Here is a 20,653-nt window from a genome sequence, read left to right as displayed (position 1 = left end):
ATGAAAATTTTAAGAAATAAATTCAATTTAAATTATACAAAAAATTCGATTCTAGTTATCGGGAACTTTGATGGCTTACACAAAGGTCATGCTTCAATTTTAAATGAAGCAAAAAAAGAAGCCAAAAAAAATAAATTAAAATTTGGTTTACTAACTTTTGATCCAAATCCAAAAGAATTTTTCTTAAAGGATAAAAATTTTAAAATAATAAGTAATCAGGATAAAGAAAACATTTTATTTAAAATGAAATTAGATTTTTTAATTATTTTAAAATTTAATTATCGTTTTAGAAGTCAAAGTGCTAACAATTTTATACATAAGATTTTAAAAAATAAAGTTTCGCCATCAAAAATTATTATCGGCAGAGAGTTTAAATTTGGAAAGAATAGATCTGGGGACACGAAATTATTAAAAAAATATTTTAATATAAAAATTGCTATTCAAAAAAAACTATATGGAAAAAAAATTTCATCCTCACAAATAAGAAAATTTATCCAAAATGGAAAAGTAGATGAGGCAAATATCCTGTTAGGCAGAAAATGGTCTTTCACAGGAAGTGTAAGTAGTGGAAATAAAATTGGACGTAAATTGGGTTTTAGGACTGCAAATGTTTTTATAAAAAATTGTATTAAACCTTTAAGGGGTGTTTACGCAACTAAGTTGCATGTCAACAATAAATCATATAATGCCATAAGTAACTTTGGTATTGCGCCGACTATCAAAGCAAAACAAAATGAGGTCTTAGAAACTCATCTATTTCAACCTATTAAAAATTTATACAAAAAAAAGGTAAAAATAGAGTTTTTTAAGTTTCTTAGAAAAGAAAAAAAATTTAGAACAAAAAAACATCTTACAGATCAGATAAAAAAAGATATTACAATCGCCAAAAGAGTTTTAAATAATGTCTGAAAATAAAGTCAATTTACCCAAAACAAATTTTCCGATGAGAGGAAATCTTCCCCAAAAAGAACCAGAGACAACACAGTTTTGGGATGGAATTGACTTATATAAAAAGATTAGGGCTAAAAGAGCTGGAAGAGAAAAATTTATTTTACATGATGGCCCTCCTTATGCGAATGGAAACATACATATTGGAACAGCTTTAAATAAAATTTTAAAAGATATAGTTGTAAAATTTAAATCTATTGATGGAAAAGACTGCCCTTATGTTCCTGGTTGGGATTGTCATGGATTACCAATTGAATGGAAAATTGAGGAACAGAATAAAAAAAAAGGCATTGATAAAAAAAGTATATCTATTTTAGATTTTAGAAATCAATGTAGAGAATTTGCTAAGGAGTGGATTAACATTCAAAAAGATCAATTCAAAAGATTAGGTGTGTTAGGTGATTGGAAAAATTACTACGCTACTATGTCAAATGATGCAGAAGCTCAAATCGCAAATGAAATTCTAAGATTTTTAAAAAATGGCGGATTATACAAGGGTTACAAACCTGTTTTATGGTCAGTAGTAGAATCTACAGCGTTAGCAGATGCTGAGGTTGAATATCAAGATCATGTTTCTAATCAGATATATGTAAAATTTAAAATTAAAAATAAATTTAAGGAATTCGATGATTTAAATGTAGTTATTTGGACCACTACACCTTGGACAATACCTTGCAATAGAGCATTAGCCTATAACTCAAATTTAGAGTATGGAATATATCAAGATGATAAAGGTGAAAAAATTATCATAGCAAAAGACTTACTTGAACATTTCAAAAGCGTAACAAAAAGTAATCTTAAAATCATAGATACCTTTAATGGAAACGAATTTAATGGGTTGATAGCTACTCACCCTTTTTTTGAACTTGGATATCAATTTGATGTACCTTTGTTGGAGGCAGACTTTGTAACTACAGATCAAGGAACTGGAATAGTTCATGTTGCTCCTAGTCATGGCCCAGATGATTTTTCTCTAGGTTTAAAAAATGGAATTAAAGCTGAAAATACGATTGACGATAATGGTTATTATACAAATATAATTAAATATTTTGAGGGTAATCATATTTTTAAAGCAGATAAATTAGTTATTGAAGAATTAAAGAAATTTAAAAAATTAGTTTTTACGGCTGAATATAAACATAGCTACCCTCACTCATGGAGATCTAAAGCCCCATTAGTGCATAGAGCAACACTACAATGGTTTATTTCAATGGAAATAAATGATCTAAGAAAAAAAGCTATCAAAGGTATTAATGAAACAGAATTTTTTCCTTCAATGGGAAAAAATAGAATTCATGGGATGATTGAAACTAGACCTGATTGGTGTATTTCCAGACAAAGGTTTTGGGGGGTTCCGCTACCAATTTTTATTAATAAAAAAACTCACGAGCCAATTATTGATGATCAAGTTAATGAGCGCATTTACAACATTTTTAAAAAAGAGGGTAGTGATGCGTGGTACAAAAGAGATCTGTCTGAATTTTTAGGAGAAAAATACAATAAGGATGAATACACAAAGGTTGAAGACATTGTCGAAGTTTGGTTCGACTCAGGTTCAACTCACACTTATGTTTTAGAGAATAGAAAAGAATTAAATTGGCCAGCCGACATGTATTTAGAAGGTTCTGACCAGCATAGAGGCTGGTTTCATTCATCATTGCTGCACTCTGTTGGTACTAGAGGAAAAGCACCTTATAAGAGTATACTTACCCATGGTTTTGTTGTTGATGGAAAGGGGCAAAAAATGTCAAAATCTTTAGGTAATGTTGTAGCTCCGGAAGAAATTATAAAAAGGAATGGAGCTGATATCCTTAGACTATGGGTTGTTGCTTCGGATTATTCAGAGGACTTAAGGATTGATCAATCTATCATAACACAGCATTCTGAGTCTTATAGAAAAATTAGAAATACATTAAGATTTATCTTAGGAAATATAAATGATGAATTTAGATTCAATGAAGTTGAAAATGTAAAATTTGAAAATTTAGATGTCTTAGAGTCTTTTATTCTAAAAAAAATTTCAGATTTAGATAAGAATTTTAACCTTCATGTTGAAAAAAATGAATTTCACAAAATATATGTTGATGTTTTAAATTTTTGTACCATTGATTTATCTTCATTCTATTTTGATATTAGAAAAGACTGTTTATATTGCGACGATCTAAATAGTAATAAAAGGAAAAACTGTATAAAAATATTAAAAATTTGTCTTTACTTCCTAATGAAATGGTTAAACCCTATTTTAGTTTTTACTATTGAGGAGGTTTTTCAAATACTAAAATTATCAAATAAAGATGAAAAATCATTATTTGAAGAAAGTATATTTTTAATAGATTTTAAAGATATAAAATTCGATCAAGGAATTGAATTCGATAAAAATCAATGGGGGGTACTTACAAAAATTAAGACAGAAGTTAATCAAATTATTGAAGATTTAAGAAATAAAAAAATTATAAAATCTAGCCTTGAAACAAAAATTGTTTTCTCTATTGATGAAAAAAATAAAAATATATTTGAAAAAATTAATTTAAGTGATTTTTTTATTTGCTCCAGTGCAGAAGTAGTAAGTGATGAAAAAAAGCATAAAATGCAAAGTTTAGATTTTGATAATGGTATTAAAGTTGCAATCGAAAAAGCAGTGGGAAAAAAATGTGATCACTGCTGGAAAGTATCGTTAAATCCCTGTGAAAGAAAAAATTGCGCAATTAAAAAATAAAATTTTGTTAAGTATTTTTATAATTACCATTTGTTTTTTAACAGATCGTATATCAAAAATTTATATATTAAATTATTTTATCCAAAACAATCTGAGCGATTTATATATAAATCCTTATTTAAATTTAATTTTATTATGGAATAAAGGTATTGCTTTTGGACTTTTAGAAAGTGAAAGTTTTTTTTATAATTTTCTCTCCATATTAATATTCATGATTATAGTTTTTATTATTTATTTAATTTTTAAATCTGACAGAAAATTTGAAATAGTATGTTTTTCGATGATTTCCGGAGGGGCTATTGGCAATTTTATAGATAGGCTTTATTATAATGCTGTACCAGATTTTATAGATTTAAATTATAAAGGTTTTCACTGGTTTACTTTTAACATAGCTGATATTTGGATTACTTTAGGTATTATTACACTTCTATCTTTCGAAATTATTAGTGATATAAAAAAAAAATGATTAAGTTTTTAGTTTTAATATTTGTTTTATTTTCAATTTCTAGCTGTTCAGATTTCAAAAAGGGTGTTGGTTTCGAAAAGGATATACCTAATGAATTTTTAATTAAAAAAATAGATCCTATTACAAAACCACCTAATTATGATTTGCTTCCTCCTGATAGCAAAACTAAAAAAAAGAAAAACAAAATCACTGAAGCAAATGAGACAAAAAGTATTATTGAGAGTTCATTAAATTCAAACAGTGAAAAAAAAGAAATTAATCAAAATAATTTAAAAAAGTCTTCTGTTGAAAAGAGTATAATTGATCAGCTAGAGAGAAATGATTAACTTAGATAATAGTTTTTTTTTTGACAAGAAAGGTTTTGATTTTAATAATCATGCACAATTTTTAAAAAATTTAGACAAAACAAAAGAAATTTCGGATCAACTTTTAAAGGAGTATGATGCTGGAGAAAATGAAGTAATTGAGTCTTTTACTAAAAAATATCAGTCAAAAATTAGAAAGTTGAAGCATGAAATTGATATCAAAAATAAAAAAAAAGTTGTTATTGGTCTTGGCGGCTCTTCTTCTGGGGCAAAAGCATTATCTTTTTACATAGACGGTGAAATTATTTTTTTTGACAATCTTGACTACGAATATTTTATAAATTTCTTTAAAAAGAAAAATTTTAAAGATTATATTTATTTTGTTATATCAAAATCAGGGGATACATTCGAAACACTTGCAATCTTAAATATTTTGATAAAAGAATATAAAGATAATAATTTAAGCAATTACCTCTTTGAGTCTATGGTTATAATCACAGAAAACAAAGATAGTATTTTAAATAAATTTGCAATTAAAAATAAAATTAAATGTATTGAGCATAATCCTAATATAGGTGGAAGATTCTCTATATTGTCTGAAACAGGTATTTTGCCATTTTTAGATTTAGATCTTAAAGTTGAAGAAGGTTCAGAGAAATACATTGCTTTACTTAATGAAGATAACGACCAAAGTCCCACGAGAAATGTTGCAATTCTAGTAACCCTGATGAAAGAAATGAAATTAAGTATTTATTGTAATTTGATTTATAATTATCGATTAAAGCATTTTTCGTATTGGTTTCATCAACTACATGCTGAAAGTTTAGGTAAGCAAAATACAGGGATGACTCCAATTACATCAATTTGTCCGAAAGATCATCATAGTATGATGCAATTGTATTTAGATGGTCCCAGTAATAAAATGTTTAATATTTTTTCTCCACAAGATGAAAGTTATATTGATCATTTTATTGACGAAGGTTTTACTAATATAGAGCATTTAACCCCATTGGAGTTATTAAAAAAACAATTTAATTCGGTTATTGAAGTATATAAAGAAAAGAAGATTCCGCACCGTGTTATTAAAATATCGGATCATAGAAATCCGCTTAATTTAATTGAATTGTTTTCTTATTTTATTCTAGAAACTATTTTGCTTGGAAAAGTTATGGGAATAAATCCATATGATCAACCATCTGTTCAATTAATAAAAAATAAAATATTAAAAGGTTAATTTTTTAAAAAAATAATTTTAGATATTCCGTATATTTTTTCTAAATTAAACTTAAAATTATCAAAATAAATATGTCTCTTTTTTTCTATATGAAGCACCAAAATTAAATCTTTTATATTATTAAGACTATTAATAAATTTATATATTTCATCAAAATTTTTTATTGCATAAGGTGGATCAAAAAAAATTAATTTAGGATTTTGGTTTTGCACTAAGCTAGTTTTATCTAATTTAAAAAAATCTTTCTTGGATATTTCATATTTTTCTTTAGGAAAATTATTTGATAAATTTCTGTAAAGAGTATTTTGAATTTTTGTATTATTCTCTATAAAATAAGCTTTTTTTGCATTTCTAGACAGGCATTCAATTCCAAAAGATCCAGATCCAGAAAAAAAATCAATGACATTTATATTTTCAAATATAACTTTAAACTGCTTATTGTGTGTTAAAATATTAAATATATTTTCTTTAACATTATCTTTCAACGGTCTTGTTATCGATGCATCTGGTAAAAGAATTTTTTTACCCTTTTTTATTCCGGATATAATTCTCATATAGATTTATTTCATTTGTAGTGACTTCTTTTATATCTCCAGGCTTCATGTTTTTTAATAAAAATGGTCCATGTTGAGTCCTTTTTAATTTGTTGACTTGTAAATTTAAACTTTTAAATATTTCTCTAATTTCATTTTTTTTTCCTTCAAAAAGTGTCATCTCTAAATTTGTATTTTTTTTTATTTTAGACTTTATATGAAATTGAAATGGTTTATATTTAATTCCTTTAATATTTACACCATTAGATATTTTTTTAAAATTTCCTAAATTAAATTCGCCATATACCCTAACTTCATAAATTCTTGAAAAATTATACTCCGGTTTTTCTAATGATCTTGTGATTTTAGATGAGTTAGTAAGAATTATCAAACCTTCGGAGTTATAATCTAATCTACCAGCAAAAATATAGTTTTTGAATTTAGAACTTAAAATTTCATAAATAATTTTTCTAGAGTCTTGTTTTTTTTTTGAACACAAAACTCCTCTAGGTTTAAAAAATTTAAATATCCTTACCTTTTTGATAAAATTTATTTTTTTTTTATTTATTTTTATATCATCACTGATATTTGCAAAAGTTACAGGCGATGAAATTATTTTGCCATTTAATGACACTTTTTTATCTGTTATCATTTTTTCAATCTCTCTTCTTGATCCTTGATTGTAATTTGCAAGAAGTTTAGCTATTCTAATTTTTTTATGAGTCATAATAAAATTAATAAAATAAAAAAAAATATAAAAAATAATTTTGACGTTTTATATCAAGATTCATTAAAAGCATTCAAAAATAATGAGGTGCCAGTTTCAGCATTAATTTATGATCCCAAAAAAAAAAAAATAATTTCAAAAGCATATAATACGAATAATAAAGATAATAACCCCTGTTCTCATGCTGAGATTTCAGCAATTATTAAATCATGTAAAAAACTTAAAAAAAAACGTCTTGATGGCTATGATTTATATTCGACTTTAGAGCCTTGCTTGATGTGTTCTTCAGTTATATTTGCTAGTAAAATTAGACGAGTTTATTTTGCTATTGAAGATAAAAAAATTGGAGCAATGGTTAATAATTATAAGTTAGCATTAAGCAAACATATTAACCATAAAATTGATATTTATTACGGATTTTGTGAGGAAAAATTTTCAAAATTAATTTCAAATTTTTTTAAAAAAAAACGATAGTTATTTTATCGCTCGCCAACCTATATCTCTTCTATAGTATTTATCTTCCCATTCTAAATCATCAAGTAACTCCAAAGCTTTTTTTCTTGATGATTTAAGATCTGACAGCATTACTGTAGCATTCAATACTCTACCACCATTAGATAAAATTTTTCCATTTTTTTCAGTTGTTCCTGCATGGAAAATTTGAATATTTTTTTCCTGATTATTTGGAAGATTTTTAATTTCTTTAAATTTTTCAAAACTTTCAGGATAGCCTTTACTAGCCGCTACTATGGTAATACATGGATCTTTTGACCACTTTGTTTTTTTAGAATCTAAGCTTCCTTCAATTGAAGAAATAATTAAATCAAGCAAATCATCTTCTAGCCTCATCATTAAAACCTGACATTCTGGATCTCCAAATCTTATGTTATATTCAATTAATTTTGGTTCATTATTTAAAATCATTAAACCAGCATATAAAATTCCCTTATAAGGACAGCCTAATTTTTCCATCCCGTTGATAGTTGGAATTATAATTTTCCTAATAATTTTTTCTTCAAGATTTTTGTCTATAATCAATGATGGTGAGTATGCACCCATGCCACCAGTATTTAAGCCTATGTCATTTTCTCCAATTTTTTTATGATCTTGAGCGGTACCAATTTGTTTAAAGTTTTTTCCATCAGTAATAATAAAATAACTAACTTCTTCCCCTTCAAGAAACTCTTCAACTATCACTTTGTTTGAAGATGAAAATTTTCCCTTTAGTATATTATTTATATCGTTTATTGCCTCCTCTTTAGTTTGACAAATTGTAACTCCTTTTCCTGCAGCTAAACCGTCTGATTTAACAACTATAGGAACATTCATTGTATCTATAACTTTAATCGCTTCTTCTAAAGATTTAATTTCAAAATATTTTGCTGAGGGTATTTCGAACTTTTTGCATAAATTTTTCATAAAAATTTTTGAACCTTCAAGTCTTGAAGCTTGTTTACTTGGTCCAAAAACTTTAATTTTTTTTTCACTCAAAAAATCTACAATTCCATTTACTAACGGCACTTCTGGTCCTACAATGACTAAATCAATTTTTTTTTCTAAAATAGATATATAAATTTGATTAAAATCAGAGATATCAACAGCTAGGTTTTCACAAATTTTTGCTGTGCCAGGATTTCCAGGCAAACAAAATAATTTTTTTAATTTTTTAGATTGTTTAATTTTGTAACATAGAGCATGTTCTCTTCCACCGCTTCCAATTACACACACGTTCATATATGTTGTTATTATAAGATAATGAGTAATATACCAGAGTTTTCTATAACTGAACTAACGAATCTAACAAGAGGAATTCTTGAAGATAATTTTAATTTAATAAGAGTGAGAGGTGAGATTTCAAGCGTAAAAAATTTTAAAGGCCATCTTTATTTTTCATTAAAAGATGAAAATTATGTTTTAAATTCTGTATGTTGGGCATCAAAAGTTCCTTATCTTCAAGTTCAGCCGGAAGATGGAATAGAAGTTATTGCCGAAGGGAGAATAAGCACATATGCCAAAAGTAGTATTTCTAGTTATCAGTTACAAGTAAACCAGATTGAAGTTAAAGGTGAAGGAGCATTGCTCAAACTTATTGAGCAGAGAAAAAAAAAATTAGAGATAGAAGGTATTTTCGATAAAAAATTTAAAAAACAAATACCATTTTTGCCAAACAAAATTGGAGTAATCACTTCATCGTCGGGATCTGTAATTATGGATATTATAGACAGAATCCAATCACGCTTCCCGACTAATATAAAACTTTATTCAGTTAGTGTTCAGGGAAAAAATGCTACGACAGAGATTATTAATGCGATTGATTTTTTTGAAAAAAATCCTGTTGACCTAGTAATTATAGCAAGAGGAGGAGGTGGCATTGAAGATTTAATGCCATTTAATGAAGAAAATATTGTCAGAAGGGTATTTGCTTTTAATAGTCCAGTTATATCCGCAATAGGTCATGAAACGGATTTTACATTATTAGATTTTGTTGCAGATCTCCGTGCCGCTACTCCAACAGCAGCAGCCGAAATGGCTGTTCCGGAGATTAAAAATTTAAAAGAAAAAAATAAATTTTTAGAGTCTTCTTTAAAGCAATCAATTAATATTTTAACCCAAAATTATTTAAATTTTTTAAGAAACATAAGATCAATTTTTGTGACAAAAAATTTAAAGAAAATAGTCGAAGATAATAAAAAGAATATATTTTATTTATATAAAAATTTATATTTAAATGTTAATTCATTCGTTAAATTAAAAACAACAGATTTAAAAAGTTTAAATATTATATTAAAAAGCTTAGATATTCAAAATACATTAAAAAGAGGATATGTTCTTATAAAAGATAAAAGTCAAAAGTTTATAAAAAATTCAAAAAGCTTAAAAAAAAATAATGAAATAAGAATTCAATTTTATAATGAAGAAATTGAAGCTCAAATTAAAATAAAAAAATGAGAGAAGCAAAACTTAGGTATAAACAAGGTTATTTTGAAATTATTTCAGAAGGTGATTATGTTATTTGTGCAGTATCCAAAAAAAAAATTTTGATAAAGGATTTAAGATATTGGAATGTAGATCTTCAAGAAGCATATTTTTCACCATTAGAGATAGATCAAAAGTTTAATAATGATTAACTTTGTTAAAATAATTCTCATTTTTTCTTTAATGGCATCACCATGCAACTCATTGGAGTTATATGGGAAGTTTGCTCAAGGTGGCCTAATTACTGGTAAAGTTGACAAAAAAATAGACTTATATGTTGATAACAAAAAAATTAAAATTAGTGATAAAGGTTATTTTGTATTTGGTATTCCGCGAGACCAAACTAATGAAATTGTAATAGTAACAAAAAAAAATAAAAAAGAAATTAAGAAATTAATTAAAAAAATTCAAATTAGAAAATTTAAAATTCAAAGAATTGATGGTTTACCAAAAAGAAAGGTTAGTCCAACTGCTGAAGATATGAAAAAAATTCGTAGTGAGGGAAAATTAATCTCAAAAGCAAAAAATATTAATTCAAATTTAAATTATTTTTTTGATAGTTTTATTCGACCAGCTAAAGGCATCACAACTGGAGTTTATGGTAGCCAAAGAATTTTAAATGGAAAACCAAGGAGACCTCATTATGGCATTGATATTGCGGCGCCTAAAGGCACGAGTGTTCTGAGTTCTAACTCCGGAAGAGTGATTTTATCAGAAAGGAATCTATTTTTTACAGGTGGTACAGTTATTATTGATCATGGACACGGCTTAATTTCTATTTATTCACATTTAGAAAAAACTTTTGTTAAGAAAAATCAGTTAGTAAAAAAAGGGGAAATAATTGCAACTGTAGGATCAACCGGAAGATCTACTGGACCACATTTAGATTTCAGATTATATTGTAATAATGTCCCTGTCGACCCAGACTTAGTGATTTCTTTAAACTAGATTCTCCACCTATCATGTGTCCAAATCCATTCACCTGGATTTTTAGTAATTATTTCTTCAATTTTATTATTAATTTTACAAGTTATTGAATACTCGTCGTCTTCATTATCTACATTAATTGGACTCTCAATTTTAATATAAAAATTATTTTCCATATTTCTCTTAATCGATAATGGCTGTAGAATATAATTATATTTTATTGCCATTTGTGCGGGCAGATTCATAGTCAAAGCCTCCTTGCCAAAAAAGTTTACCTTTATTCCTTGTGTTACTTTTTGATCTACCATCAAAGCTATATTCTCTCCTTTTTTTATTTTAGAAATTAATTCTCTAGCTGCATATTTATATTTTGAAATTCCCGGTATAGTTTTTGGAATTTGATTTTGGCAAATATGTTTTTTTCTTAAATATTCCATTACGGGATTTAAAAAAGGGTTATTCAGAGGCCTATAAAGTGCAGAAATATTGAAGCCTTTTTTTTCGAGGTACATTGCAAGTAATTCAAAATTGGCTAAATGTGCAGAAAAAAAGAGTATTGGTCTTTTTAAATTTTTTAATTCATTTAGTTGAGCCAAACCTTCGATTTCTACATTGTTATATTTATTTTTTTTTAAAAAGTTTAAATGCATATATTCTGCAAAGACACTGCCGTAATTGCTCCACATCTGATCCATAATTGATTGAATTTCCTCTTGATTTAGTTTTGGGAAAGCTATCAATATATTTTTTTCTATTTTTTTTGATGATCTAATGTGAGGGCCAATTTTTTTAAATATTTTAGAAAATAAATATGATGATTTTTTTAAACCAAGAATTTTTGAAATAGTAAAAAAAAACATAACTATTAAAAATTCTAAAAAATATTTAATTAATTTCATTTAAAAAATCTTTAAAATTATCTATTTGTAAATCAATTTCAGTAAAAAAAATATCCTTTTTGCATTTTGATGAAATGCTATTATAATTTTTTTCAGTAGTGATTAATTCCACACCTTTTTTTTTGTACTTAAGTATAAATTTTTTGATTTGATTGTCCGAAAATATATTATGATCAGGGAAAAATTTATTTTCAACTATATTAACATTATTTTTTTTCAAAAAATCTATGAAACTTTTATTATCTGCAATCCCAGAAAATGCAAAAAATTTTTTGTCATAGAATTTTTCTTTATTTTTTAAAACATAATTTGAATAAAATATTTTTATATCTTTTTTAAAACTCTTCAAAAGATTTTCTAATACAAAATTTTTTTTGCCATTAATTACAGCAACTTCATAATTTTGAATTGCACTCAATGTTTCTCTTAAAGGACCAGCTGGTAAAATGTTTTCATTACCAAAACCTTTTTCTGACTTAATACATAAAATTGATCTATTTTTTTTGAACGAAAAGTCTTGCATACCATCATCTAAAATTGCAATTTCAAAACCTTTTTGCTCTGCCTCAATTAGACCAGCTAGCCTATTTTTTGGTGTAAAAATTGTTGCTTTAGAATTTAACATGTTAATTTCGTCAATTTGATTTTGTCTAAACTTTTTAATTATACAGGTCTTTTTAATATCTTTTAAATTGTGGTATATTTTTTCTGTTAGCGGAGTTTTTCCAGTTCCACCTAGATAAATATTACCAACACAAATAGTTTTAATTTTAATTTCTTTTTTTAAAATTATTTGCTTTATTTTATTTATCTGAAACAAAATATAGTAAATTAATGAAAAAAGAAAAAAGCAGTATTTAAGTGGATGACTTTTGTCATTCCAAAATTTTGGTGTTGATAAAAACTTCATATTAAGATTTGTTGATTTAAAAAATTGATTGTATTTTTGTAAATTTCGTCACTATATTCTTTAATATACAAATTACTGTTTACGTTAATCTTATTATCCATAAGCTCTGAAATTTTTTTATATAATTGATCTGGTTCTTCAACAAGCGTAGCAAGTTTTTTTTGATTTAATTCATTATATATTTCTGTGAAATTAAAAATATATTTCCCGTACAAAATATTACAGCCATATCCAAGTGGCTCTATTGGATTTTGACCACCATGTTTAATAAATGATCCGCCCATAAAAACAAAATTCGTGAAATTAAAAACTTCATCAGCTAGTCCAAATTCGTCTACAAGAATTATGCCATTAAAATTATTAATAATTTTATTCTCCGAAGTTTTTTGTAAATTAATATTTTCAGATAAAATTTTTTCTTCAATTTCACTAATTTTATTTAAATGTCGCGGTATTAAAAATGTTGAGCTTATATTACTATTTGAAAATAATACCTTGTGAGCTTGTATAATATAGTCAATCTCTTCAAAGTGAATACTCATTGCACACCAGCTATTACTGATATTAGAAATATTAAGATTGTTTTTATTATGCTTTTTGTGTTGAATAAATTTTAAATTTCCAAAGTATTTTATATTTTTGATTTCAAAATATTCTAAAAATTTTAATGTTTCTTGATTTTGTACAGTAATATAGTCAAATTTTTTAATTAAATTTTGAAAAGTTTTTTTAAATAGGCGCCATCTTTTAAAAGAATTTATTGATATTCTACAGTTTAATAAGATTAATTTAGAAACTTTACATGTTTGCATGATCATGTTTGGCCAAATTTCGGACTCTACAAATATTGAAATTTTTGGTTTCCAGCGTTTTAAAAAATTAGAGATAATTATCGGACTATCTAAAGGTGCAAATTGATGAATTGTATTCTTACTTTGAAGATTTTCTTTAAAAAAAAAATATGAGCTTAAGGTAACGCTCGTTATTAAAATTTTTAAATCATTATCTTTTTGGTAATATTTGATAACTGGCAAAATTGATTTTATTTCTCCTAAACTGGCAACATGAAACCAAATAACATTATTAGTATTAACTATGTTAGAAATACCTAATTTCTCTTTATATCGATATTTATCTTCTTTATTTTTTTTAACCCTAAATTTTAATATTAGTGGCAGGAAAGGATGGGCTAAGTAGGTTAAAATTAGATAAATTATTTTCATTAATTATTAAGATTTTGTTGATTATAAAGTTTTTTATAAACAACTGAATCATTAATTAATTCATTATGAGAACCCTGCTCAATAACTGCTCCATTTTCGATAACGAAAATTTTATTAACATTTTTGACTGTAGATAATCTATGAGCAATTATAATAGTCGTTTTATTTTCGATAAGGTTTTCGATTGCTTTTTGAACTTGAGACTCTGATTCTGTATCTAAGGCAGAAGTGGCCTCATCTAACAAAATTATGGGACTATTTTTTAAAATGGCCCTTGCTATAGACAGCCTTTGTTTTTGCCCACCAGATAATTTAATTCCAGATTCTCCAATGATTGTATTATATCCATTGCTTAAATTTTTAATAAATTCGTCAGCTGCTGCCTTTTTGGCCGCCTCTTTTATTTGATTTTCGTTAGCCAAGATATCTCCATATCCTATGTTTGCTTTCACAGTATCATCAAAAAGCATGATGTCCTGACTTACTAGTGATATATTTTTCCTTAAAGACTCTAACTGAACTTTATTTATGTCTTGTTCGTCGATTTTAATACTCCCATCCTTTAAATTATAAAATCTAGGAATAAGATTTAAAATTGTTGATTTTCCACTTCCACTTAAACCCACCAGTGCAGCTGATGATTTACCCTTTACTTCAAAATTTAGTTTTTTTAATGCAATAGTACCATCAGGGTAAGAAAAATTTATATCTTTAAATTCAATTTTTCCTTCACCAATAGATAATAATGGCAATTTACTATCATGAACAATTTCATTACTTTGATCTATAATTTTATAAATTCTTTTTGCTGCAGTTAAACCCTCTTGTATTGTTAGGTTTATTCCGGCTAGAGCCTTAATTGGCTGATATGCCATCATTAAAGCTGTAAGGAAAGATACAAACTGACCAATTTCCATCGCACCTTGAATGCTTCTATATCCAGCAAATAAAATTACCAAAGCAATTGCTATCGCATTTATAGTCTCCATGATTGGTCCAGCGCGATGTCTCGTCTGTTCAACTTTTTTTTCTTTTTTTAATCTTAAATTTATAATTTCAGAGAATTTTTTTAATTCTTCCTTCTCTCTTTGATATATTTGAATTACAGATGTACCTCTTAAAATTTCTGATAAAAATTTTGTAAAATTTCCAAATGCGTCTAAATTTTCAGAAGCAGCTTTTTGCATTTTTTTACCAATTCTCTTTGAAGCATAAGCTGCAAATGGAATCATAGTAATCGCAACCAAAGATAATTGCCAATCTTGATAAAACATTACTCCTAGCAAGGCTATTAATGTGAAACTTTCTTTAACCAAGCTGAGTGAAAAGGCCATTATTGTACTTAATAGAATGCGGGTGTCGTTTGCAAAATTTGATATAAATTTTCCAGAATGTTTTTCAATTAGATAGGATAGGTCAGATATTAATATTTTTCCTGTCATTAACACTTGTATATTTCTCAAAACATTAAAAGCTATTTTAATAGTTGTCATTCTCACGATAAATATTGATAAAGCTTTGATCAAAAAAGTTACTATGATTGCTACTGGTATTAGAATGAGCATTGATGTATTTTTTTCAATAAATATTTTTTTTATAGCTGGATCAAGCAACCAGGCTATAAAAGCCGTTGTTAGGGAAGTAATAATTACAAATAAAAAAATAATTAAAATTTCTTTAAAATATTTTTTGATTTGTGTTTTAAATATTCTTATCGCTACTTCTTGATTACTTAGCTCCATTTTATTTACCTGCAATTGTTAAACCATCAATTATAATTGATGGACTATTAGTTGATGTTTTAAAATCTAAATCATTGCATGGTATTAAATTCTTAAACATATATTTTAAATTACTAGCTATGGTCACTTCATTTACAGGGTAGGCAAACTCACCATTTTCAATCATAATTCCAGATGCACCTACACTATAATTACCATTTGTAATATCTCCAGCTCGTCCAATAAGTTCTGTTACAAAAAAGGCCTTTTTTTGCTCAGATATAATTTTTTTTAAGTCCTCATTGCCATTTTCAAGGTAAAAATTTGTTGTGCCTCCACATCTGCCATTAGAGGTCATATTTAGAATTTTAGAATTATAGGTATCTAAAAGTAATTCATTAAATCTGCCATTTTTTACGACATTTATTTTTTTATTTTTAACCCCCTCAGCATCAAATGCTTGAGAACCCAGCCCCCTTTCAATTAATGGATCATCGATTATGTTAACCTCTTTTGAAAAGATATCTTTCCCTAAATATTCTTTTAAAAAAGATGTTCCTCTCACAAATGATGAACCAGATATAGCTGATGCAAAAGTTGAGAGTAAAGATTTAGAAACTCTTTTGTCAAAAATAACTGGCATTTTCCCAGATTCTATTTTTTTAGCTCCAAGTCTTTTACAAGCTTTTTCAGCAGCAATTTTTCCAATTGTTTTTGCATTTTCTAAATCTTTATAAAAACGAGATATTGACATCTCATAATCCCTCTCCATTTCACCATCTTCTTCAGCTAGTGCCTCGCAAAAGATTGAAAATGAAGAAGTATAATAACCATCACAAAATCCGTTACTGTTTGCAAAAATAAAATTTGATTTATTTTCAGAAAAGGAAGAACCATTTGAATTCTTTATTTTTGGAAATGAAAACATTTCATTTTCTATTTCTTTTAAATAGTCTTGCTTAAAATCGTTCGATAATTCTTTATCATCATAAAGATCCAGGTCCTGTTTATTATTTTCTAGTTCTTTTTTATCAGGAAGACCTACATATTTATCTTCAGGAGAAATTTTTGTACACTCAATACATTTTTCTATTAATAAAATAAGATTATTTTGATCAAGATTTGATGTTGAAACATTTGATTTTTTTTTATTTATGTAAGTAGTAAGGCCAAGTGAAAGAGTTTCTGATCGATCAAAATGTTCAATTTTTCCATTTCTAAAATTTAATGTTTCAGAAATATTATTACTTAAGCCTACTTCAACATCAGTGGCACCTAAATTTTTGGATTTTGAAATACATTTTGTTGCCAGATCTGATAGGAAATCTTTAGTTTTAAGCATGTTTAAAAACAAGTATTTGAATTATAAAAATAGACAACCCATAATAATTATTTATTTTAAAAAGACTTAAGTTTTGACTATTATTATTAATTTTTACCGACTTAATTTGAAATATTAAAAAAAACATTGGTATCAGGTAAAAAATGAATTCAAATTTAAACAAATCCACTATCAGCAGGTTAGAAATAATTAAAATTATAAAACTAAAAGAATAAACCAAAGTCAAAAATAGCTTAATATTTTTTTTAAACTTTATTGCAGTTGATTTAACTCCAATTTTTAGATCATCTTCCAAATCTTGCATTCCATAAATAGTATCATAACCTAAGGTCCAAAAAATTGCTGATAGATAAAGAAGAATGATTTCTAAATTAATTTCCTCAAAAAATACTAAGTAACTCAAAATTACACCCCAATTAAAAACAATACCTAAAAAAAGTTGAGGCCAGTAGGTTATTCGTTTCATAAACGGATAACATATAATCAATAAGCCAGATGCTAAGCCAAATAAGATTGTATTTAAATTAAATTGTAGAAGTATTGCTAATGAAAGAGAGCATAAAGCAATAATTAAAATCCAGGCACTCTTTAAAGATATTTTATTAGAAGCAATCGGTCTTGATTTTGTTCTTTCTACTTTTTGATCAATTTTTCTGTCAACAATATCATTATAAATACATCCTGCACTTCTCATTAAAACAGAGCCAATGAAAAAAAATAATAAGTATAAAAACCATTCATTATCCATGGGTCTTTTGTTTAAGGCAATTGCAAACCCCCATGAACATGGCCAAAATAAAAGCATAAAACCAATTGGCTTATCAAGTCGCATCAAAAGTAAATAATTTTTCATTTATTAAAGCAGTTTGGAGAGATCAGACAGATCTTTAATAATTTTATCAGGTTGATAATCAAGTCTATCAAACTCTTTTTCAAATCTATTAACCCAACATGTATGAAAACCGTATACTCCTCCACCTACGACATCCCAGGTATTTGAACTCATAAAGCAAACTTCATTTGGCGTACACTTGTATTTTTTTGTTACCATTTCATAAACTTTAGGATCTGGCTTATAAACTTTAATTTCATCAACTGATAAAATATTATCAAATAAATTTTTCACATTAGCGTGATTTACTAAGTCATTAAGTAGAATAGGGGAGCCATTGGATAAAATGCAGGTTTTAATTTTTTTGTCTCTTAAATATTCTAAACAATTTGATAACTCGGGATAAGCATTTAATTTTTTATATAGATTCAATAATTGATTTTTAAATTTAATATTAATTTTGTGCGCATCCATTGCAAAATCCAAAGAGTCTTCTGTGATTTTCCAAAAATCAACATATTTTTTCATTAATGATCTTAACCATGTATATTCAAGCTGTACTGTTCTCCAAGTTGAAGAAAAAGAAAGCCAATCCTCCCCAATTTCGCTGGATAGTTCTTGAGCTGCAGAATTAATGTCAAAGCAAGTTCCGTAAGCATCAAAAGCACAAACTTTAATATTTTCAATTTTCATAATGAGATATAAATTGATTTAATGACTAAAATTAGATTATTTTTCAATGAATCTCTAGAAGAAAAAAAAACAATTAATATTATTGATGATGATTATCATTATCTTTCAAATGTAATGAGATGTGAAGTTGGTTCTGATATTTTTCTTTTTAATGAAAATAATGGAGAATATTTATGCCGCGTCATTGAAATAAATAAAAAAAAACTAATTTTAGAAGTTGTTCAAAAAGCAGAGTATGAAAAAATCCAAAATAATATTAATTTAATTTTCTGCCCTCCAAAATCTCACAAACTTGATACTTTAATACAAAAATGTACTGAAATAGGAGTTAAAAGTTTTATACCTGTGATCTCTGACCACACAGAAAATCGAAAGTTAAATTTAAATAGAATTAGAAAGATTATTAAAGAAGCGGTAGAGCAATCTAATCAGCTTAATATTCCAGATATATTTGATCCGATAAGTTTTGATAAGTTTCTAAATCAACAAAAGGACAAAGTATTTTTTGCAGATATACAGTCAGGTATTAATTTTTCTAAATTAAAAATTAATTTAAAAGAAAATAATTCAATTTTGATTGGACCAGAGGGTGACTTTTCATCAAAGGAATTAAAGACTTTAAGATCAAACAATAATTTTATAAGTTTTTCTTTAGGAAAAAGAATTTTAAGAAGTGAAACTGCTGCTATTGCTTCTTTAGTTTTATTTAATAACTTTTTTAACTAAACTAGATACTTGTTCCGCCAACAGTAATTTGATCAACTAAGATCGATGGCTGTCCAACTCCAACAGGCACCCATTGACCAGCTTTGCCACAAGTTCCAATACCAGGATCAAGTTTCATATCATTTCCAACCATTGAAACTTTAGTTAAAATATCTGGACCATTACCAATTAAAGTAACGCCTTTTAATGGAGCTCCAATCTTTCCATTATTAATTTCATAAGCTTCAGTGCATGAAAATACAAATTTACCATTTGTTATATCTACCTGACCTCCACCAAACGAAACTGCGAAAATACCTTTATCTACACTTTTAATCATTTCATCTTGTGTATGATTTCCATTAATCATGAATGTGTTGGTCATTCTAGGCATTGGTGCATATTCAAAACTTTCTCTTCTTCCATTTCCGGTTGGTTCAACTTTCATTAGTTTTGCATTCATCCGATCTTGCATGAAATTTTTTAATATACCGTTTTCAATTAAGATATTTCTTGATGTTGGAGTGCCTTCATCATCAATTGTTAATGATCCTCTTCGACTTGCAATTGTTCCATCATCAACTACAGTTACATTTTCGTGTGCAATTTTTTGCCCTACCAAATTATGAAATGCAGATGTTTTTTTTCTATTAAAATCTCCCTCAAGACCGTGCCCGATAGCTTCATGCAAGATGATGCCTGGCCAGCCTGGACCTAAGACAACTTTCATTTCACCTGCAGGAGCTGGTTTACTGTCTAAATTGACTTCAGCTTGTCTGATTGCCTCATCGCAAATAGTCTTCCAGTTATCGCTACCAAGATAATTTTCATAATCCATTCTGCCACCGGTACCATAAGATCCTGTTTCTTTTTTTCCATTTCTTTCCATCATCACAGAAACATTAAATCTGACTAATGGTCTTTGATCTTTGTAAACTTGGTTGTCAGATTTTATAATTTCTACTGATTGGTGTTCACCAAAAAAAGATGCTGTCACTTGCTTTATATTTGGATTTTTTTGTCTTACATAATCATCTATTTTTTTTAAAAGCTCCACTTTTTCCTTAAAAGGTTTATTTTCAATTGGATCTTTGTCTTCATATAATTTTACATTTGTTCTTTTTGGGTTACTTTGTTTTTGAACTTTATTTGAACCATTGTTCATGTTTGAAACCAAATTTTGAGAAGCATCATTTAGAGATTTTTTTGATATAATATTAGAGTGACAAAATGCAGTTTTGTCGTCTTGGACCGCCCTAAAACCAAAACCTAAACTTGAGTCAAAACTTGTATTTTTAATCTTACCATCATCCAGTACGAGAGACTCACTTTTAGAATTTTCTAAGAATAGTTCACCATCATCACAGTTGTTTAAAGTCTCTGACACAACTTGCTCAGCCTGCTGTTGAGAAATGTCAGAATTGTTAAAAAAGTCGCTCATATATTAGTGTTTTGTCAAAGTGTCGCAAAGTACAATTTAGATGTTTTTGCTATAA

21 protein-coding genes are annotated in these 20,653 nt (G+C 26.9%); 10 read left to right on the top strand and 11 right to left on the bottom strand.

Annotated elements, in window-relative coordinates:
• From ACTTAQ_RS03775 to ACTTAQ_RS03755, 5 genes are read left to right on the top strand one after another with little or no spacing between them, the layout of a single operon-like run.
• On the top strand, nt 1-909 hold the full coding sequence (locus tag ACTTAQ_RS03775; RefSeq protein ID WP_440695684.1) for a bifunctional riboflavin kinase/FAD synthetase: 909 nt from the start codon (nt 1-3) through the stop codon (nt 907-909).
• A complete protein-coding gene (gene ileS, locus ACTTAQ_RS03770; protein ID WP_440695682.1) occupies nt 902-3,664 on the top strand; it encodes an isoleucine--tRNA ligase in 2,763 nt (920 codons plus the stop codon). Before ACTTAQ_RS03775 ends, ileS begins: the two co-directional genes overlap by 8 nt.
• Nucleotides 3,633-4,130, top strand: a complete 498-nt coding sequence (gene lspA / locus ACTTAQ_RS03765) for a signal peptidase II (RefSeq protein ID WP_440695681.1) — start codon at nt 3,633-3,635, stop codon at nt 4,128-4,130. Before ileS ends, lspA begins: the two co-directional genes overlap by 32 nt.
• Nucleotides 4,127-4,456: a DUF3035 domain-containing protein gene (locus tag ACTTAQ_RS03760; RefSeq protein ID WP_440695679.1), complete on the top strand. Its 330-nt coding sequence runs from the start codon at nt 4,127-4,129 to the stop codon at nt 4,454-4,456. The genes lspA and ACTTAQ_RS03760 overlap by 4 nt, the downstream gene beginning before the upstream one ends.
• A complete protein-coding gene (locus ACTTAQ_RS03755; RefSeq protein ID WP_440695677.1) occupies nt 4,449-5,669 on the top strand; it encodes a hypothetical protein in 1,221 nt (406 codons plus the stop codon). The genes ACTTAQ_RS03760 and ACTTAQ_RS03755 overlap by 8 nt, the downstream gene beginning before the upstream one ends.
• On the opposite strand, the gene rsmD is transcribed toward ACTTAQ_RS03755, so the two are convergent.
• Together rsmD and ACTTAQ_RS03745 are read right to left on the bottom strand one after the other, a co-directional pair.
• Nucleotides 5,666-6,223 carry a 16S rRNA (guanine(966)-N(2))-methyltransferase RsmD gene (gene rsmD / locus ACTTAQ_RS03750; protein ID WP_440695675.1) on the bottom strand — a complete coding sequence of 186 codons (558 nt, stop codon included), beginning with the start codon at nt 6,221-6,223 and terminating at the stop codon, nt 5,666-5,668. The genes ACTTAQ_RS03755 and rsmD overlap by 4 nt on opposite strands.
• A complete protein-coding gene (locus tag ACTTAQ_RS03745) occupies nt 6,192-6,929 on the bottom strand; it encodes a pseudouridine synthase (RefSeq protein WP_440695673.1) in 738 nt (245 codons plus the stop codon). Before ACTTAQ_RS03745 ends, rsmD begins: the two co-directional genes overlap by 32 nt.
• Between ACTTAQ_RS03745 and ACTTAQ_RS03740 the strand changes: the two genes are divergently transcribed.
• The gene (locus ACTTAQ_RS03740; RefSeq protein WP_440695671.1) at nt 6,921-7,403 is read left to right on the top strand and encodes a nucleoside deaminase; all 483 of its coding nucleotides are present in this window, start codon (nt 6,921-6,923) and stop codon (nt 7,401-7,403) included. The two genes, ACTTAQ_RS03745 and ACTTAQ_RS03740, sit on opposite strands and share 9 nt — an antisense overlap.
• Here the strand turns inward: ACTTAQ_RS03740 and purD are convergent, their stop codons facing one another.
• A complete protein-coding gene (gene purD, locus ACTTAQ_RS03735) occupies nt 7,404-8,663 on the bottom strand; it encodes a phosphoribosylamine--glycine ligase (RefSeq protein ID WP_440695669.1) in 1,260 nt (419 codons plus the stop codon). It lies immediately after the preceding gene.
• Nucleotides 8,664-8,684: 21 nt separating this feature from the next.
• Here purD and xseA point away from each other — a divergent pair, with 21 nt between their 5' ends.
• From xseA to ACTTAQ_RS03720, 3 genes are read left to right on the top strand one after another with little or no spacing between them, the layout of a single operon-like run.
• Nucleotides 8,685-9,878, top strand: a complete 1,194-nt coding sequence (xseA, locus tag ACTTAQ_RS03730; RefSeq protein ID WP_440695667.1) for an exodeoxyribonuclease VII large subunit — start codon at nt 8,685-8,687, stop codon at nt 9,876-9,878.
• A complete protein-coding gene (locus tag ACTTAQ_RS03725; protein WP_440695666.1) occupies nt 9,875-10,057 on the top strand; it encodes a DUF2093 domain-containing protein in 183 nt (60 codons plus the stop codon). Before xseA ends, ACTTAQ_RS03725 begins: the two co-directional genes overlap by 4 nt.
• Nucleotides 10,050-10,853, top strand: coding sequence for a M23 family metallopeptidase (locus ACTTAQ_RS03720; protein ID WP_440695664.1), 804 nt, complete (start codon nt 10,050-10,052; stop codon nt 10,851-10,853). The genes ACTTAQ_RS03725 and ACTTAQ_RS03720 overlap by 8 nt, the downstream gene beginning before the upstream one ends.
• On the opposite strand, the gene ACTTAQ_RS03715 is transcribed toward ACTTAQ_RS03720, so the two are convergent.
• The 7 genes from ACTTAQ_RS03715 to ACTTAQ_RS03685 are packed head-to-tail and all read right to left on the bottom strand — an operon-like array spanning nt 10,850 to nt 18,452.
• Complete coding sequence (locus tag ACTTAQ_RS03715) at nt 10,850-11,731, bottom strand: lysophospholipid acyltransferase family protein (RefSeq protein WP_440695662.1); 882 nt, start codon at nt 11,729-11,731, stop codon at nt 10,850-10,852. The genes ACTTAQ_RS03720 and ACTTAQ_RS03715 overlap by 4 nt on opposite strands.
• A complete protein-coding gene (gene lpxK, locus ACTTAQ_RS03710) occupies nt 11,718-12,641 on the bottom strand; it encodes a tetraacyldisaccharide 4'-kinase (protein ID WP_440695660.1) in 924 nt (307 codons plus the stop codon). Before lpxK ends, ACTTAQ_RS03715 begins: the two co-directional genes overlap by 14 nt.
• Nucleotides 12,638-13,864, bottom strand: coding sequence for a 3-deoxy-D-manno-octulosonic acid transferase (locus ACTTAQ_RS03705; RefSeq protein ID WP_440695659.1), 1,227 nt, complete (start codon nt 13,862-13,864; stop codon nt 12,638-12,640). The genes lpxK and ACTTAQ_RS03705 overlap by 4 nt, the downstream gene beginning before the upstream one ends.
• The gene (locus tag ACTTAQ_RS03700; RefSeq protein ID WP_440695657.1) at nt 13,864-15,606 is read right to left on the bottom strand and encodes an ABC transporter ATP-binding protein; all 1,743 of its coding nucleotides are present in this window, start codon (nt 15,604-15,606) and stop codon (nt 13,864-13,866) included. Before ACTTAQ_RS03700 ends, ACTTAQ_RS03705 begins: the two co-directional genes overlap by 1 nt.
• Nucleotide 15,607: 1 nt before the next feature.
• Nucleotides 15,608-16,927: a TldD/PmbA family protein gene (locus ACTTAQ_RS03695; RefSeq protein ID WP_440695655.1), complete on the bottom strand. Its 1,320-nt coding sequence runs from the start codon at nt 16,925-16,927 to the stop codon at nt 15,608-15,610.
• Nucleotides 16,920-17,780: a 4-hydroxybenzoate octaprenyltransferase gene (gene ubiA / locus ACTTAQ_RS03690; RefSeq protein WP_440695653.1), complete on the bottom strand. Its 861-nt coding sequence runs from the start codon at nt 17,778-17,780 to the stop codon at nt 16,920-16,922. Before ubiA ends, ACTTAQ_RS03695 begins: the two co-directional genes overlap by 8 nt.
• Before the next feature lie 3 nt (nt 17,781-17,783).
• A complete protein-coding gene (locus ACTTAQ_RS03685) occupies nt 17,784-18,452 on the bottom strand; it encodes a haloacid dehalogenase type II (protein ID WP_440695651.1) in 669 nt (222 codons plus the stop codon).
• A gap of 21 nt (nt 18,453-18,473) precedes the next feature.
• Between ACTTAQ_RS03685 and ACTTAQ_RS03680 the strand changes: the two genes are divergently transcribed.
• Nucleotides 18,474-19,178 (top strand): RsmE family RNA methyltransferase, encoded by a 705-nt coding sequence (locus ACTTAQ_RS03680; RefSeq protein ID WP_440695649.1) that lies wholly within the window; start codon nt 18,474-18,476, stop codon nt 19,176-19,178.
• Nucleotide 19,179: 1 nt separating this feature from the next.
• Here ACTTAQ_RS03680 and tldD read toward each other — a convergent pair whose 3' ends face one another.
• Entirely contained in the window at nt 19,180-20,598 is a 1,419-nt protein-coding gene (gene tldD / locus ACTTAQ_RS03675) for a metalloprotease TldD (RefSeq protein WP_440695647.1), read from the bottom strand.
• Nucleotides 20,599-20,653 lie beyond the last annotated feature (55 nt).

Origin of the sequence: Candidatus Pelagibacter sp. HIMB109 (assembly GCF_052048155.1) — a bacterium.
In the GTDB taxonomy this organism is placed as follows: Bacteria; Pseudomonadota; Alphaproteobacteria; order Pelagibacterales; family Pelagibacteraceae; genus HIMB114.
This window is presented reverse-complemented; position numbering and strand designations above follow the sequence as displayed.